This window comes from Streptomyces sp. NPDC050610 (assembly GCF_040654875.1).
In the GTDB taxonomy this organism is placed as follows: Bacteria; Actinomycetota; Actinomycetes; order Streptomycetales; family Streptomycetaceae; genus Streptomyces.
Genome location: NZ_JBFAIV010000011.1, coordinates 114,056 through 128,865, shown reverse-complemented (window position 1 = coordinate 128,865; position 14,810 = coordinate 114,056). Strand labels below are relative to the sequence as shown.

The window sequence follows — 14,810 nt, the reverse complement described above, 5'->3', positions numbered from 1 at the left end:
AGGACCGCCGTTCCGCACCGTCTCCAGGGAAGTACCGATCGGGGAGAAGCGACTTCCATGCACGAACCGCCAGCCGGACCGGGGTTCGGCACCGTCTCGGTGACGTTGCTCACCGAGGGCACCTATCCGCACAGCCACGGCGGCGTAAGCGTCTGGTGCGACCAGCTCGTCCAGGGCATGCCGGACGCCGACTTCAAGATCATCGCGGTGACCGGGACCGGCCAGGAGAAACTCGCCTGGCCGCTCCCGGGCAATGTCAAGGGATGTGAATGCCTGCCGCTGTGGGGAGCGGCGCCGGACGGCGCCGCCCCGCGCCGCCGCGCCATGCGCCAATTCCTGGAAGGCTACGAGAAGTTCCTGTGCGCACTCCTCGACCCCGACCAGGAGTACTACTTCGCCGACGAGCTCTACCGGCTGGCCGACTACGCCGAGCGCGGCACGCTCTCCGCGGCGCTGCGCTCGGAGGCCGCCACCCGCACCCTCGCCCGGGTGTGGACCGACCCCCGGCTGCCCACCGCCGCCTCCCGGCCCACCCTGCACGACGCGCTGACCGCGACCGACCTGCTCGAACACGCACTGCGCCCGCTCGCCGCACGCACCGAGCCGGGCGGGGTCGCGCACGCGGTCAGCGGCGGGCTCGCCGCACTGCCGGGACTGCTCGCCCACCACCGGCACAACACGCCGTTCCTCCTCACCGAGCACGGCATCTACCTGCGCGAACGCTATCTGGGCTTCCGCAAGGAGCCCTACCGCTGGCCCGTACGGGCGCTGATGCTCGGCTTCTTCCGGCTGCTCGCCCAGGAGAGCTACCGGTGCGCCGCCCTCGTCACGCCCGGCAACCGCTACAACCGGCGCTGGGAGGAGCACGGCGGCACCCAGCCCGACCGCATCCGCACCGTCTACAACGGCGTGGACCCCGCCGCCTTCCCCTTCGCCGGACCCGAACCCGAGCAACCGACGCTCAGCTGGGCCGGCCGCGTCGACCCGATCAAGGACCTGGAGACCCTCATCCGCGCCTTCGCGATCGTACGGTCCGAGATGCCGGCCGCCCGGCTGCGCATCTTCGGCGGCACCCCGCGCGGCGCGGAGGGCTACCGCAAGGGCTGCGAAGCGCTCGCCGCGGAACTCGGCGCGGCCGACGCGGTCACCTTCGAGGGACGGGTCGAGGACATCCGGGACGCCTACGCCGCCGGGAACGTCGTCATGCTCTCCAGCATCAGCGAGGGCTTCCCCTTCACCCTCATCGAAGCCATGTCCTGCGGGCGCGCCACCGTCTCGACGGACGTCGGGGGAGTGCGCGAGGCCGTCGGCGACAGCGGACTCGTCGTGCCGCCGCGGGACCCGGAGCGGATGGCCCGTGCCGCGCTGCGGCTGCTGGGCGACCAGGAGGAGCGCACCAAGATGGGACAGGCGGCCCGGCTGCGGGTGATCGAGCAGTTCACGCTCCGCCAGACGATCACCGCCTTCCGCGACATCTACCACGAACTCGCCGGCATCCCGGTCCCGTTCGCGGCGGAGGAGGCCCCCGCCATGGCCATGGCAGCGGGCGGTGCCGGATGAGCGGCTTACTCAGACTCGTGCCTCCCGACGACCCGGAACCCGTACCCCGGCTGCACTGGGGGCCGCCGCCCGACGGCGGCCCCGCGACCACCCGCCGGCTGCGCGCCGCCGCGGAAGGCCCGACCCAGGCGCGCCGCCGGCCCGGCTGGGCCGCGGACCCGCTCGACGAACTCGCCGAGGCGCTCGCGGAAGTATGCGCCGCCGCCGTGCACCCCGACGAGATCGCCGCCGTACTCGAAGCCGACGGCATGACGGCCGAACAGGCCGCCGAGCGCTACGGCCGGCGCGACGCCTTCGAACTCGCCGAGGACCTGTTCGCCAAGGTGCCCCGCGCCTACCCCGAACCAGGCCCCCGGCCCGACCCGTGGAAGGCCGCGCCCTGGCAGTCCCTGCTGCGCGCGGTCGTCTTCACCCTCCCCGGGCTCGGCTACGGACTGGCCGAACCCTTCCTCGTGGCGCCCCCCGGACAGCAGACGGCGAGCATGGCCGCGCTCGTCGCCTCCGCGCTCGTCGCCTGGGCCTGGAACCAGGGGCTCGCCCACCGCGCGTACGGCCGGCTGGCCTCCGGTGGCCGGGGGGCTTGCGGCCGGACCCTGCGGCTGGGCGCGCCGCTCGGCGCGCTGTTCGCCTTCGCCTCCGCGCTCGCGTTCCTCGCGCCCGGCGGGGTGACGGCCTTCTCCGCGGGCCAGTCGCTCTACCTGGGGTCGGCCACCGTCCTGCTGGTCCTCGGCGGCGAACGGCAGTTGCTGCTCTGCCTGCTGCCCACGGCCGCCGGGGGCGCGCTGATCCTCGCGGCCGACCTGCCGGGGGCGGTGCGCACGGCCCTGCTGCTCGCCACCGTGGGCGGCGCGCTCGGCGCCGCGGCCCGCGCGACCCTGCGCGCCACCCGCGACGCCCCGCCGTCCGCCCCGGCCGCCGCGTCGCTGGCCGCGTCGGTGCCGTACGGGCTGTTCGGCCTGGCCTGCGGGGTCCTGACGACCTTCGCGGCGCTCGGCGACCGGCTCTGGTACGGCAACGGAGCGCCCGCCTCCGGGCCCGTGGTCATCGCGCTCACCCTCAGCATGGGGGCCGCCGAATGGCTGCTCTACCGCTGCCGCGGACTGTCCCTGCGCGCCCTCGCGCACAGTACGAGCATGGGCGGGCTGCTGCTGCGCGCGATGCGCGTGCTGGCCGTGTGCCTGAGCACCTACCTGGGGGCGCTGGCCGTACTGGCCCTCGCGACGACGGCGCTGTGGCCCGGCAGCCCACCGCTGACCGTGCCGCGCGACCTCGCCCTGCTCCTGCTGGGCGCGGTGCTCTGGACGGGGCTGCTGCTCCAGGCGCTCGGCACCGCCTGGGCCCCCGCCCTGCTGTGCATCGGCGCGGCCGCCGGGGAGGCGGTCGTGTTCGCCCTGCGGTCGGCCGGGCCGACCACCGCCCAACTCGCCCTGTGCGGCGGGGCGGCGGTCGCCCTGTTCGCCGTCGCCACCGCGCAGCTCGGCCGGATCACGACCCACCGCTGAACGGCACGCGGGCCCGCACCACCGGAGCCCGGCCCGTACGACCGCAGCACAAGCCCGCACCGCCGCCCGTACGACCGCTGAACGGACCGTACGACTCCAGCTCGGCCCGTACGACCGCTGAACGGCCCGCACCACCCGCACCACGCACCCGCCCCACGGCACACCACCGGCACATCGCCCGGCGCACGGCACAGCACGGACACGCCACAGAGGAAACATGCCGCAAAAAGCGGCATGTCGCACTAGAGGAGTACCCGCATGCACGCAACCCCCCAGGCCCCCGTCGCCGTCACCGGCGCGGAGGGCTTCATCGGCTCCCACCTGGTCGAGGCGCTCGTCGCCGCCGGCCGGCGGGTGCGCGCCATGGTGCAGTACAACTCCTTCTCCTCGTTCGGCTGGCTGGAGACGCTGCCGAAAGAGGTGCTGGCCGAGACCGAGGTCGTGCTCGGCGACGTCCGCGACCCCGGCTCCGTGACCGGCCTGGTCACCGGCGCCGACACGGTCTACCACCTGGCCGCCCTCATCGCGATCCCGTACTCCTACCAGGCGCCGCACAGCTATGTGGAGACCAACGTCACCGGCACCCTCAACATCCTCGAAGCCGTACGCCACTCGGGCGCCCAGCGGCTCGTCCACACCTCCACCAGCGAGACGTACGGCACCGCGCTGACCGTGCCGATCACCGAGGACCACCCGATCAACACCCAGTCCCCGTACGCCGCTTCCAAGGCCGGCGGCGACCGGCTCGCCGACAGCTACCACGCCAGCTTCGAGACGCCCGTCGTCACCCTGCGGCCCTTCAACACCTACGGCCCCCGCCAGTCCATGCGCGCCGTGATCCCCACCGTCATCGCCCGCGTCGCCGCGGGGGAGCGCTCGCTCGACCTCGGCGACCTCCGCCCCACCCGCGACTTCAGCTACGTCAAGGACACCGTGGCCGCGTTCCTGGCCGTCGGCACCGCGCCCGCCGAGCAGGTCGTCGGGCGGACCTTCAACGCGGGGACCGGCCGGGAGATCTCCATCGGCGATCTCGTGACGCTCATCGGCAAGCTCATGGACGCCGAACTGGAGGTCCGCGAGGACACCCGCCGCGTGCGGCCGGTCGCCTCCGAGGTGATGCGGCTGCTCTGCGACGCCTCGCGATTGCGCGCCGCCACCGGCTGGGCCCCCGCCCACCACCTCGAAGAGGGCCTCGCCCGCACCATCGAGTTCTTCCGCGACCCGGCGAACCTGGCCAGGTACAAGACCGACATCTACAACGTCTGACGAGATGTCAAAAGGAGTCAGTGCCATGTCAGTTGCCCATGAGAAGGACCCCATGCACGCAGTCATCCTCGCCGGCGGAAAGGGCGTCCGCCTGCGCCCCTACACCACCGCGCTGCCCAAGCCGCTCGTCCCCATCGGCGACCAGCACGCGATCCTGGAGATCGTGATGCGCCAGCTCGCCGCCGCCGGGTTCACCAGCTGTACCCTCGCCATCGGACACCTCGGCCACATCATCCGCGCCTACGTCGGCACCGGCGCCCAATGGGGCCTGCGCGTCGGCTACACCACCGAGGACAGCCCGCTCGGCACCATGGGACCGCTGCTCACCATGCTCGACCGGCTCCCCGAGCACTTCCTCGCCCTCAACGGCGACATCCTCACCGACCTCGACTTCGGCGACGTGCTCCGCGGCCACCGCGACTGCGGCGCGCCCCTGACCATCGCCACCTACGCCCGCAAGGTCGACATCGACTTCGGCGTGCTGACCACCGAGTCGGAACGGGTCGTCGCCTTCACCGAGAAGCCCAGCATGGACTACCGCGTCTCCATGGGCGTCTACGGCATCTCCCGCGACGCCCTCGCCGGCTACACCCCCGGACTGCCGCTCGGCTTCGACGAGTTGGTCCTCGACCTGCTGGCCGCCGGGACCCCGCCCCACGCGTACGCGTTCGAGGGCTACTGGCTCGACATCGGACGGCCCGACGACTACGACCGGGCCAACGCCGAATTCGCCGGCCGCCGCTCCATGCTGATCAAGGGAGTGTGACCAGCCGCCATGCGCATCCTCGTCCTGGGCGCCGGCGGCTTTCTGGGCGGACACACCATCCGGGAACTCCGCGCCCTGCCGGGCGCGCGGGTCACGGGCGGGGGCCGCACCCCCGCCCGTACCCCCGGAAACGGGCTCACCGTCGACCTCGCCGCCGCCGACGGGCCCGGCTTCGCCGACGCCCTGCGCACCCTCGCGCCCGACACCGTCGTCAACTGCGCGGGCGCGACGGGCGGCAGCCCCGTCCACCTCACCGGCACCAACGCCCGCGGCCCCGCCTTCCTCTGCGAGGCGCTCCAGACGGCCGCCCCCGAGGCCCGCCTGATCCACCTCGGCTCCGCCGCCGAGTACGGCGCCCCCGACGGGCCGCGCCCCTCGGCCGAGAGCGACCCGGCCCGCCCGCTCGGCCTCTACGGCGCCACCAAGCTCGCCGGCACCCTCGCCGTCGCCGAATCCCCCCTGGACGCCGTCGTGCTGCGGGTCTTCAACCCCGTCGGCCCGTACGCGCCCGGCTCCACCCTGCCCGGCCGGCTCGCCGCCGAGCTGCGCCGCGCCGGGCCCGACGGCCCCGTCGCCGTCGGCGACCTCTCCGCCTGCCGCGACTTCGTCGACGCCCGCGACGTGGCCCGCGCCGTGGCCCTCGCCGTCACCGCGACCGGACCCCTGCCGCGCGTCATCAACGTCGGCAGCGGCACCGCCCGGCCCGCCCGCGCCCTCGCCGAGGGACTCGCCCGCGCCGCCGGCCACCGCGGCGGCATCGACGAGGGCGGCCAGGGATCACGGCGCTCGGCCGCGGTGCCCTGGCAGCAGGCCGACATCTCCACCGCCCGAACGGCCCTCGGCTGGACGCCCCGGCACACCCTCGACGACTCCCTCGCCGACCTCTGGGCGGCGCACGACCACAGCGCGGAGCCGGCGCGATGACGGGGCCCGCAGGCGATACGGGGCGGCTGCTCGTACCGCTGTACGTCCACCCGGCCGTCGCCCCCCAGACGTGGACGGCGCTGGTCCGGGCCGCGACCCGGCTCGACGGGGTGATCCTCAACGCCGCCGACGGCCCCGGCGCCCGGCCCGACCCCGCCTTCGCCGTCGCCGCCGCCCGGCTGCGCCGCGCGGGCGTACCGGTCCTCGGCTACGTCGACACCGGATACGGCCGCCGTCCGCTGCGCGCCGTCGTCGCCGACATCCGCCGCCACCGCAAGTGGTACGGCGTCGACGGGGTCTTCCTCGACCAGGTCGCGGCGCAGGCCGCCCTGGTGCCCCGCTACCGCCGCCTGACCGTCGCCGCCCGGGTGCTGGGCGCGCACCGCACCGTCCTCAACCCCGGCACCTACCCCGACCCGGGATACGCCGAGATCGCCGACCTGCTCGTCACCTTCGAGGGCGACTGGGCGACGTACCAGCACGCCGAGGTGCCCGCCTGGGCGCACGGCCACCCGCCGCGGCGCTTCTGCCACCTCGTCTACGCGGTACCGCACGGCCGCGCCGACGACGTGGCCCGGACCGCCGAACTACGCGGCGCCGCGGTGCACTACGCGGTTCCCGGGGCCGGGGCCAACCCCTGGCAGACCGCGCCGCCGGCGGCCGCGACCCGAAAGGAACACTGGTGACCGTAGGACGCGCCCGCACGGCGCTGTTCGTCCTGCTCGCGCTGCTCATGGCGGGCTGCACCCGGACCGGCCTGCCCGAACCGCACAAGGACGAGCCCGCCGAGAGCCGCTGGCAGCCCAAGCCCGGCACCGCGTGGCAGTGGCAGCTCGACGGGCGCGTCGACACCGGCGTGCGCGTCCCCGTCTACGACATCGACGGGTTCGAGAACAGCGCGCGGACCGTCGCCGCCCTGCACGCCCGGGGCGCCAAGGTGATCTGCTACCTCAACGTCGGCGCCTGGGAGAGCTTCCGGCCCGACCACGGCGAGTTCTCCGAGAAGCTGCTGGGCGCGAACAACGGCTGGGGCGGCGAGCGGTGGCTGGACATCCGCCGCCCCGACCGGCTCCGCCCGGTCATGGCCGCCCGTATGGACATGTGCCGGAAGAAGGGGTTCGACGCGGTGGAACCCGATCTCACCGAGGCGTACCGCAACCGCACCGGGTTCACCGTCACCGCCGCGCAGCAGCTCACCTACAACCGCATGATCGCGGGGCTGGCCCACGAACGCGGCCTCGCCGTCGGGCTCAAGAACGACCTCGACCAGATCCCGCAGCTGGTCGACGACTTCGACTTCGCCGTGAACGAGGAGTGCGCGCAGTTCGGCGAGTGCGGCGAACTGCGGCCGTTCATCGAGCACGGCAAAGCCGTCTTCCACGTCGAGTACAAGCTGGAGCCCGGCGAGTTCTGCGCCGAGGCCAAGCGGCTCGGGCTCAGCTCCATGCAGAAGCGCCTGAAGCTGGACGCCTGGCGGCGCCCCTGCTGAGGGCGGAGCCGGTTGCCAGCCCCGCCCGCTCTCGGCGATTCCCGGTGATTCTCAGCGATTCCCGGCGTTTCTCAGCGGTGGGTGAAGGACGGCGGCCGCTTCTCCATGAACGCGGCCATCCCCTCCTTCTGGTCGGCGGTGGCGAACGTCGCGTGGAACAGGCGGCGTTCGAACCGCACGCCCTCGGCGAGCGTGGTCTCGAAGGCCCGGTTCACGCTCTCCTTGACCATCATGGTGACGGGCGCGGACATCTCGGCGACCGTGGCCGCCGTGGCGAGCGCCTCGGTGAGCAGCTCGTCGGAGGGAACGATCCGCGAGACCAGGCCCGCCCGTTCGGCCTCGGCCGCGTCCATCGTCCGGCCGGTCAGACACAGGTCCATCGCCTTGGCCTTGCCGACGGCGCGGGTCAGCCGCTGCGAGCCGCCGATGCCGGGGATGACGCCCAGCTTGATCTCCGGCTGGCCGAACTGGGCGGTGTCGGCGGCCAGCAGGATGTCGCAGAGCATCGCCAGTTCGCACCCGCCGCCCAGCGCGTACCCCGACACCGCCGCGACCGTGGGCTTGCGGAGCTGGCCCAGCCGGTCCCAGGCGGCGAACCAGTCGCTGAGATAGACGTCCATGTAGTCGTTGGGCCGCATCTCCTTGATGTCGGCGCCGGCCGCGAACGCCTTCCGCGACCCCGTGATGACGACGCACCCGATGTCCGGGTCGCGGTCGAGGGCGGTCGCGGCGTCGATGACCTCGCCCATGAGCTGGAGGTTGAGGGCGTTCAGCGCCTTGGGCCGGTTGAGGGTGATGACGCCGACGCGGCCCTCGCGGTCGAGCAGGATGGTCTCGTAGTCGCTCATCGGCTGTGTGTCCCTTCGACGGTGCTGTCTGTTGTGCCGGCGCCTTCGGCCCGGTCGCTGCTCAGCCGTGCGGCGGTCGCACTGCTCACTGACGGCTCCCTTCCGCCGTCGGACGGGCCCCTTGTGCTGTCTGATGGTTGCCTTGCGCCGTCGCCGGGCCGAGCCCGAGTTCGTCGTCGCCCAGCGGCGTGAAGAACCGGGCCACGTCCTCCTCGGTGACCGCCTCCAGCGTCGCCGGCGACCAGCGCGGCCGCCGGTCCTTGTCGATCACTTGGGCGCGGATGCCCTCGACGAGGTCCGGACGGGCGAGCGCCGCGCACGAGACGCGGAACTCCTGGTCGAGCACCGGGTGCAGCGCGCCCAGGGCGCGGGCGCGGCGCAGCGCGCGCAGGGTCACCTTCAGGGCGGTCGGAGACTTCCCCATGATCTGTTCGGCGGCCTCCTTGGCGGCCGCGATCCCGGTGGCCGAGAGCCGCCCGACGATCTCCTCGACCGTTCCGGCGGCGTAGCAGGGGTCGATCCACTCCCGCCACTCCTCGAACACACCCGGCGGCGCGGGGCGGGCCTCGGCGCGTACGGCCGTGCCGGCGTCCACGGTGGCCAGCGCCTCCACGAGCGCCTCCAGCCGGTCGGACGGCACGAAGTGGTCGGCGAATCCGCACAGCAGCGCGTCGCCCGCGCCCATCGCGGAGGAGGTCAGGGCGAGATGGGTGCCCAGCTCGCCGGGCGCCTGGGCGAGGAGGTGGGTGCCGCCCACATCGGGTACGAAGCCGATGGCGGTCTCCGGCATGGCGATCTTCGACCGCTCCGTGACGATCCGGAGGCCGCCGTGCGCGGAGACGCCGACCCCGCCGCCCATGACGATGCCGTCCATGACCGCCACGTAGGGCTTGGGGTAGTCGGCGATACGGGCGTTGAGCACGTACTCGTCGCGCCAGAAGCCGGTGGAGGCGCCGCCCGAGACGGTGGCGTCCGCGTGGATCGAGCGGATGTCGCCGCCCGCGCACAGGCTGCGCTCGCCGGCCCCGGTGATGACCACGGTGGCCACGTCGTCGTCGTGTTCCCACGCGCGAAGCGCGGCGTCGATGCGCCGGACCATGGAGTGGGTGAGGGCGTTCAGCGCCCGGGGGCGGTTGAGGACGATTCGGCCCGCCCGGCCGTCCTTGCGGAAGAGGACTGTGTTGTCGGGGGCGTCGGCGGGGGCGTCGGCGGGGGCGGTGTCGGTGGGCGCGTCGTCACGGGGGGAGGGGGCCATGTGGCAGAACCTGTTCTCGTTCAAGGGGCCGGGGTTGGGGCATGCCGTCGCACGCACGACGCGCGGACCAGGAGCGGAGCCGAAGGCGCGGGGCGTCAGGGCGGTGGCACCGCCGAGACTGCCGCAGGATCACCCGGTGCGCGAGCACAGACCGGCGCCATGCGTGTTCGCTCCATCCTCGTGGACAACACGGAACACCCTCGGCCGGTGTCTGACTTCCGGATCGGCGTGCGCCCTCCGCCTTCCCGGCTCTCGCCGGTGGCTTGCTGTCGCGAAGACGCACTCCCCGGTCACAGTGGCGGGACCGCGCCGGCCTCGCACCGGCTTCCCCGCACCGCGGGCTTGCCCACGAACATATAGTTGGACGTCCTACTAAGTCCAGGGTTTACGTCCGGGGCCTGCGTCTGCGGTCTATGTCCAAGGTCTACGTTCGGGGCCTACGTCCGGGGTTCCGGGAGCCCGGACGCGAGCGGCCGCCCGCAGCGCAGGTTCCACCGCCCCGCGCCGCCGGTCAGCTCCGTCAGCGTCAGCGGCGGCACATCGAGCCGCCAGAACACCTGCGGGGGCAGGCCCAGCGCGTGCACGACCGCCGCGCGTACGGCCGCGGGCTCCGCGACGGCGAGCACCCGGCCGTCCGTGCAGCCCGCCAGCCAGTCCCCGACCCGCCCGATCAGCCCGGCCACCGACTCGCCGCCGTGCGGCGCGGCTTCGGGGTTCGCCAGCCACTCGGCCACCGCGCCGGGCTCGGCCTCGGCCACCTCCGCCAGCGACCGGCCCCGCCAGCGGCCCGCGTCGAGGTCGCCGAGCGCCGGGACCGCCTCCGCCGCCCCCAGCCCCAGGGCCCCGGCCGTCTCGCGGCACCGCCTGGTGCCCGCGCGCATCAGGCGGTCCGAGCGCGGCAGTCCGCCCGCCGCGGCCCGCGCCTGCAGCGACCCGGCGCCGTCCAGGGGCGAATCGTCGCCGAACCGCGCCTGCCGCAGATCCGCGTTCACCGCCGGCGACACCAGCATCACCCGCACCGTCATCCCTGCCCCCATTCCTCCGGGTGTGCGCCGGACCGCCCGGTTCCGGCCCTCGGCAGGTCACGGCCGTCGCGGTCGACGACGCCGGAGCCTACGGCATCCGGGCCGCCACACACCGTGGCGTCGCAGGTCACGGCGCGGTACGGTCGCGTGGACATGACGACGGTGTGACGGAAGTCCGGTGAGAACCCGGCACGGTCGCGCCACTGTGTACCAGGCCGCGGCCCCAGTTCCGGGCGGCGGCAGGGAAGTCAGACCCCGCACCGTCGTCCACGGCACCAACGACCGGGACGCGTGTTCCCCAGGAGGTTCTGCCATGGCACACCCCGCCGCCCCTGCCCCGAAGGCCCCCGCCGCACCGGCGATCACCCCCATCTCCCTGAAGACGATCGTGCCATGGGCCGTCTTCTTCGGCATCCTGATGCTGGTGCTCCTCTACTTCGTCGGCGCCGAGCAGGGCGCCACCTCGCTCATCTCCGGCGCCGACGTGCACGAGTGGGTGCACGACGGCCGTCACCTCCTCGGCTTCCCCTGCCACTGAGGCCATTCGCTGAGGCCGGTCATCGAGGTCCGTCACCGGGGCCAGTCACTGGGGCCGGCCGTCGAGGCCGGTCACCGAGACCGGCTTCCGAGGCCGGCCGTCGAGCCCAGTCACCGCGCACGGACAGCGAGTCCGCTCACCGCGCACAGAATCTTCAGAACAAGGGGAACGCACTCGTGAACTCCATATCCGTACGAGCCCTGCTCGTACGCGGCATGCTCGCCGGCCTCGCCGCCGGCGTACCCGCCCTCCTCGTCGCCTACCTGCTAGGCGAGTCCAAGGTCGACTCCGCCATCGCGTACGAGGACGGGCACAGCCATGAACACGGCGTCGAACTGGTCAGCCGCACCCTCCAGTCCACGGCCGGACTCGCCACCGGCGTCCTGATCTTCGGCGTCGCGCTCGGCGGCATCGCGGCCCTCGCCTTCTGCGTCGCGCTGGGCCGCGTCGGCAGGCTCGGCCCGCGGGCGACCGCCGTCCTGATCTCCCTGGCCGCGCTGCTGACCGTTTACGTGGTGCCGTTCCTGAAGTACCCGGCCAACCCGCCGTCCGTCGGCGACCCCGACACCATCGGCAAACGCACCACGCTCTACTTCCTGATGATCGCGCTCAGCGTGCTGCTCGCCGTCGGCGCGCTCATCCTGGGCCGGCGGCTCGCCCCCCGGCTGGGCAACTGGTACGCGACCGTCACCGCCGGGGCCGCCTTCGCCGTCGTCATCGGCGTCGCCTACGCCCTCCTGCCCGCGATCAACGAGGTCCCCAAGGACTTCCCGGCCACGCTGCTCTGGCAGTTCCGGCTCACGGCGCTGACCATCCAACTCGTCCTGTGGACCGGCTTCGGCCTGCTCTTCGGCCACCTCGCCGAACGGCTCCTGATCCCCAAGGCCGTGCCCGGAGCGCAGACCGACCCCGCCGCCAGGTCGGCCGCCCCGGCCCGCTGACCAGCCACGGGCCCGGCCCCGCCCCGTGCGGAGCCGGGCCCGCGGCCCGCACGCGCGGTACTTTCCGCACCCGTGCCCGTACGGTCGGCACTCCCGCGCCCGCGATCTTCCCGATAACGTGACCGGAGCGGCGTACTGGGGAGGAAACCGTGGACCCGTTCACAATGACGGCGGTGCTGTCGGCGCTCAACACGGTGGGGCAGGGGGCCATGTCGGGGGCCGCCGGAGAGCTGGGAAGACGCACCTCCGAAGGGCTGGCCGGGCTCGTACGACGGCTGTGGCACCGGGGCGAGGACGGCTCGCCCGACGACTCCACCGGGCCCCTCGCGGCCCCCGCCGACGACGCCGAACGCCGTCGGCTGGCCGCCCTGCTCATAGAAGAGGCCCGCCGCGAACCGGGGTTCGCCGACGACCTCGCGGCGTGGCTGCGCGCGGCGCGCTGGCTGGAACCCGCCGCCCTGACATCCGTGGCGCGACCGCGGCTGCTCCCGCCCGGCACCGCCGTGTTCACCGACCGCGACCAGGTCCTCGCCGACATCACCGCCCTGCTTGACAGTGGCGGCGATGACGGCGATGACGGCGACGGGGATGGCGACGGCTCGGCCGCCTCCGGGAGTGTCGGCCCCCGGATCGTCGCCCTGGTCGGACCGGGCGGCATCGGCAAGAGCGCGACGGCGATCCACTGCGCCCGCGCGCTGGAGGAGCGCTTCCCCGACGGACAACTCCACACCGACCTCAAGGGGGACTCGGCACGGACCGCCGTCGCCCCGTCCACCGCGCTCGTACGGTTCCTGACCGGCCTCGGCGTGACACCCGACCGGATGCCGGCCGACGAACAGGGCCAGGCCGATCTCTACCGCGACTGCACGGCCGGCCGCCGCATGGTCGTCGTGCTCGACAACGCCCACTCGGCCGCGCAGCTCATGCCCCTGCTCACCGCGGCCCCCGGCTCGCTCGTCATCGTCACCAGCCGCCACCGGCTGCCCGAGCTCGTACGCGACTACGGCGCCCGCGTCATCCGCCTCGACCCGCTGACCGCCGCGGACTCCGTCCGCCTGCTCACCCGCATCGTCGGCGCCGAGCGCGTCGCCCCGCACCGCCCGCACGCCGAGGCGGTCGCGGCCCGGTGCGGCGGCCTGCCGCTCGCGCTCTGCGAGACGGGAGCCCGCGTGGCCGTACGGGAACACCTCAACTGGGAAGCTCTGGAGAGGGAGTTCGCCCGCCGCGACGACCGCCTGCCTGGAGAACCGACGGATATGAACGACCCGGCCGACGACGACCCGGCCCACCGTGCCACCGACCTCTCCTACCGCGACCTCGCCGCCCCGGCCGCCCGCCTCTACCGACTGCTCGGCCTGTGCCCCTGGCCCGGCATCCCCGTCGGAGCCGCCGCGGCGGCGGCCGGCATCGGCGAGGCGGAGGCGCGCCGCCTCCTTGAAGCCCTCGCCGAAGTGCACCTGCTGGAGGAGGTCGGCGAGGAGCGCTACCGCTTCCACGACGTCGTACGGCGGCACGCCGAGCGGCGCGCCCACGAGGAGGACGGCCGCAGGGGAACGGCGGACGCCGTCCGGCGCATGGCCCTGTGGTACCTGCGCTTCGCCGCGGCCGCCGACGCCCAGGTCATCCCCGGCCGCTGGCATCTCGGCCCCGCCTACGCCCAGTCGGGCTCCGGCGGCGGCCATGCTTTCGAGTCCGCCCGTACGGCCCTGGCCGCGCTCCGGCGCGAGCACGAGAACCTCGCCGAGGCCGTGCGCGCCGCCGAGGAGTACGGATTCGACGAACTGGTCTGGCAGTTGTGCGAGGCGACGTGGTCGCTGCACCTGAGGCTGGGCCTCCACGAGCAGTGGGTGGCGACCCACCGCAGGGGCGTACGGGCCGCGGCCCGCTGCGCCGAGGAGTTCGGCGACCGCCGGGCGGAGGGGCGAATGCGTGCCCAGCTCGCGTTCGCCTACCTGGGGCGCGGCCAGTTGGCCGATGCGGCAGTGGAGTTGGCGGCAGCGGCAGCGGCGGACGAGCGGGCGGGCCACCGCCGCGGACAGGCCACCGCCGTGGAGTCGCTCGGCCTGGTGCGCCTGCGGCAGTGGCGGTACGAGGAGGCGGAGGAGGACTTCCGGCAGGCCAAGGGAATCCTGCGGGGCATCGCGCCGGGCGAGGACGGCGAACGGGACGTACCGCGCGCCCTCGCGCTGCTGGAGCACCACATCGGCCGCGCCCTGCGCGGCCAGGGCCGGCACGCCGACGCTGTACGCCAACTCCGCTACGCGCTGAGCCAGTTCCACGACCTGCGCGAGCGCGACCCCTACAACGAGGCGCGCGTACGGATGAGCCTCGGCGAGACGCTCCTCGCCGCGGGCGAACCGGCCGCCGCCCGTACACCGCTGGACGAGGCGCTGGCGGTGCTGGATTCGGAGGGCGCCGTACTCCAGCAGGCCGACGCGGCGGAACTGCGCGCGGCGTGCGCCAAGGCGTTGGCGGATGCGGCGGACGAGGCGCGCCAACTGCGCGCGGCGCGCGGCTTGTACGAGGCGTCGGGTGACGGGGCCGCTGTGGCGCGGGTGGACGCGCGCCTCAGCGAGTTGACCTGAGGCCTGAGGCCTGAGATCTGGGGGCTGGAGCGGTGGCGCGGGCTTCCTTGCCGTGAGCTTGGGGATGCTCGCAGCCGTCCGCCGCTTCCAGGGGCGCACGGTAGCCGCCGA

Annotated in this window: 13 protein-coding genes and 1 riboswitch; of the genes, 10 read left to right on the top strand and 3 right to left on the bottom strand. The window is 73.9% G+C overall.

All coding sequences use genetic code 11. The features are described from left to right. The first annotated feature begins 57 nt into the window (after positions 1 to 57). From pelF to AB0I22_RS16310, 7 genes are all read left to right on the top strand, one after another. Positions 58 to 1,560 carry a GT4 family glycosyltransferase PelF gene (gene pelF, locus AB0I22_RS16340; protein WP_363131436.1) on the top strand — a complete coding sequence of 501 codons (1,503 nt, stop codon included), beginning with the start codon at positions 58 to 60 and terminating at the stop codon, positions 1,558 to 1,560. 17 nt (positions 1,561 to 1,577) lie between these two features. After that, positions 1,578 to 3,062 carry a hypothetical protein gene (locus AB0I22_RS16335; RefSeq protein WP_363131435.1) on the top strand — a complete coding sequence of 495 codons (1,485 nt, stop codon included), beginning with the start codon at positions 1,578 to 1,580 and terminating at the stop codon, positions 3,060 to 3,062. A 258-nt stretch (positions 3,063 to 3,320) separates the two neighbouring features. Beyond that, positions 3,321 to 4,328: an SDR family NAD(P)-dependent oxidoreductase gene (locus AB0I22_RS16330; protein WP_363131434.1), complete on the top strand. Its 1,008-nt coding sequence runs from the start codon at positions 3,321 to 3,323 to the stop codon at positions 4,326 to 4,328. A 52-nt stretch (positions 4,329 to 4,380) separates the two neighbouring features. Next, the gene (locus tag AB0I22_RS16325; RefSeq protein WP_363131519.1) at positions 4,381 to 5,094 is read left to right on the top strand and encodes a sugar phosphate nucleotidyltransferase; all 714 of its coding nucleotides are present in this window, start codon (positions 4,381 to 4,383) and stop codon (positions 5,092 to 5,094) included. Positions 5,095 to 5,103: 9 nt separating this feature from the next. Next, positions 5,104 to 6,018: an NAD(P)-dependent oxidoreductase gene (locus AB0I22_RS16320; RefSeq protein ID WP_363131433.1), complete on the top strand. Its 915-nt coding sequence runs from the start codon at positions 5,104 to 5,106 to the stop codon at positions 6,016 to 6,018. Beyond that, complete coding sequence (locus tag AB0I22_RS16315) at positions 6,015 to 6,704, top strand: spherulation-specific family 4 protein (RefSeq protein ID WP_363131432.1); 690 nt, start codon at positions 6,015 to 6,017, stop codon at positions 6,702 to 6,704. The genes AB0I22_RS16320 and AB0I22_RS16315 overlap by 4 nt, the downstream gene beginning before the upstream one ends. 47 nt (positions 6,705 to 6,751) lie before the next feature. Continuing rightward, complete coding sequence (locus AB0I22_RS16310; protein WP_363131518.1) at positions 6,752 to 7,507, top strand: endo alpha-1,4 polygalactosaminidase; 756 nt, start codon at positions 6,752 to 6,754, stop codon at positions 7,505 to 7,507. A gap of 71 nt (positions 7,508 to 7,578) precedes the next feature. Here the strand turns inward: AB0I22_RS16310 and AB0I22_RS16305 are convergent, their stop codons facing one another. From AB0I22_RS16305 to AB0I22_RS16295, 3 genes are all read right to left on the bottom strand, one after another. Beyond that, on the bottom strand, positions 7,579 to 8,355 hold the full coding sequence (locus AB0I22_RS16305; RefSeq protein ID WP_363131431.1) for an enoyl-CoA hydratase: 777 nt from the start codon (positions 8,353 to 8,355) through the stop codon (positions 7,579 to 7,581). Between the two features lie 85 nt (positions 8,356 to 8,440). Continuing rightward, positions 8,441 to 9,610 (bottom strand): enoyl-CoA hydratase/isomerase family protein, encoded by a 1,170-nt coding sequence (locus AB0I22_RS16300; RefSeq protein WP_363131430.1) that lies wholly within the window; start codon positions 9,608 to 9,610, stop codon positions 8,441 to 8,443. 184 nt (positions 9,611 to 9,794) lie between these two features. Further along, positions 9,795 to 9,975, bottom strand: a riboswitch (cobalamin riboswitch). Between the two features lie 72 nt (positions 9,976 to 10,047). Further along, the gene (locus tag AB0I22_RS16295; protein WP_363131429.1) at positions 10,048 to 10,635 is read right to left on the bottom strand and encodes a histidine phosphatase family protein; all 588 of its coding nucleotides are present in this window, start codon (positions 10,633 to 10,635) and stop codon (positions 10,048 to 10,050) included. A gap of 313 nt (positions 10,636 to 10,948) precedes the next feature. Between AB0I22_RS16295 and AB0I22_RS16290 the strand changes: the two genes are divergently transcribed. From AB0I22_RS16290 to AB0I22_RS16280, 3 genes are all read left to right on the top strand, one after another. Further along, the gene (locus tag AB0I22_RS16290; RefSeq protein WP_363131428.1) at positions 10,949 to 11,173 is read left to right on the top strand and encodes a CbtB domain-containing protein; all 225 of its coding nucleotides are present in this window, start codon (positions 10,949 to 10,951) and stop codon (positions 11,171 to 11,173) included. Between the two features lie 176 nt (positions 11,174 to 11,349). After that, the gene (locus AB0I22_RS16285) at positions 11,350 to 12,114 is read left to right on the top strand and encodes a CbtA family protein (protein WP_363131427.1); all 765 of its coding nucleotides are present in this window, start codon (positions 11,350 to 11,352) and stop codon (positions 12,112 to 12,114) included. Positions 12,115 to 12,263: 149 nt separating this feature from the next. Beyond that, a complete protein-coding gene (locus AB0I22_RS16280; RefSeq protein ID WP_363131426.1) occupies positions 12,264 to 14,699 on the top strand; it encodes an NB-ARC domain-containing protein in 2,436 nt (811 codons plus the stop codon). Positions 14,700 to 14,810: the final 111 nt, after the last annotated feature.

Bases quoted from the DNA above. Each gene is read 5' to 3' on its own strand.
- pelF (WP_363131436.1), top strand. From the start codon at position 58: ATGCACGAACCGCCAGCCGGACCGGGGTTCGGCACCGTCTCGGTGACG.
- AB0I22_RS16330 (WP_363131434.1), top strand. From the start codon at position 3,321: ATGCACGCAACCCCCCAGGCCCCCGTCGCCGTCACCGGCGCGGAGGGC.
- AB0I22_RS16325 (WP_363131519.1), top strand. From the start codon at position 4,381: ATGCACGCAGTCATCCTCGCCGGCGGAAAGGGCGTCCGCCTGCGCCCC.
- AB0I22_RS16320 (WP_363131433.1), top strand. From the start codon at position 5,104: ATGCGCATCCTCGTCCTGGGCGCCGGCGGCTTTCTGGGCGGACACACC.
- AB0I22_RS16315 (WP_363131432.1), top strand. From the start codon at position 6,015: ATGACGGGGCCCGCAGGCGATACGGGGCGGCTGCTCGTACCGCTGTAC.
- AB0I22_RS16310 (WP_363131518.1), top strand. From the start codon at position 6,752: ATGGCGGGCTGCACCCGGACCGGCCTGCCCGAACCGCACAAGGACGAG.
- AB0I22_RS16305 (WP_363131431.1), bottom strand. From the start codon at position 8,355: ATGAGCGACTACGAGACCATCCTGCTCGACCGCGAGGGCCGCGTCGGC.
- AB0I22_RS16300 (WP_363131430.1), bottom strand. From the start codon at position 9,610: ATGGCCCCCTCCCCCCGTGACGACGCGCCCACCGACACCGCCCCCGCC.
- AB0I22_RS16295 (WP_363131429.1), bottom strand. From the start codon at position 10,635: ATGACGGTGCGGGTGATGCTGGTGTCGCCGGCGGTGAACGCGGATCTG.
- AB0I22_RS16290 (WP_363131428.1), top strand. From the start codon at position 10,949: ATGGCACACCCCGCCGCCCCTGCCCCGAAGGCCCCCGCCGCACCGGCG.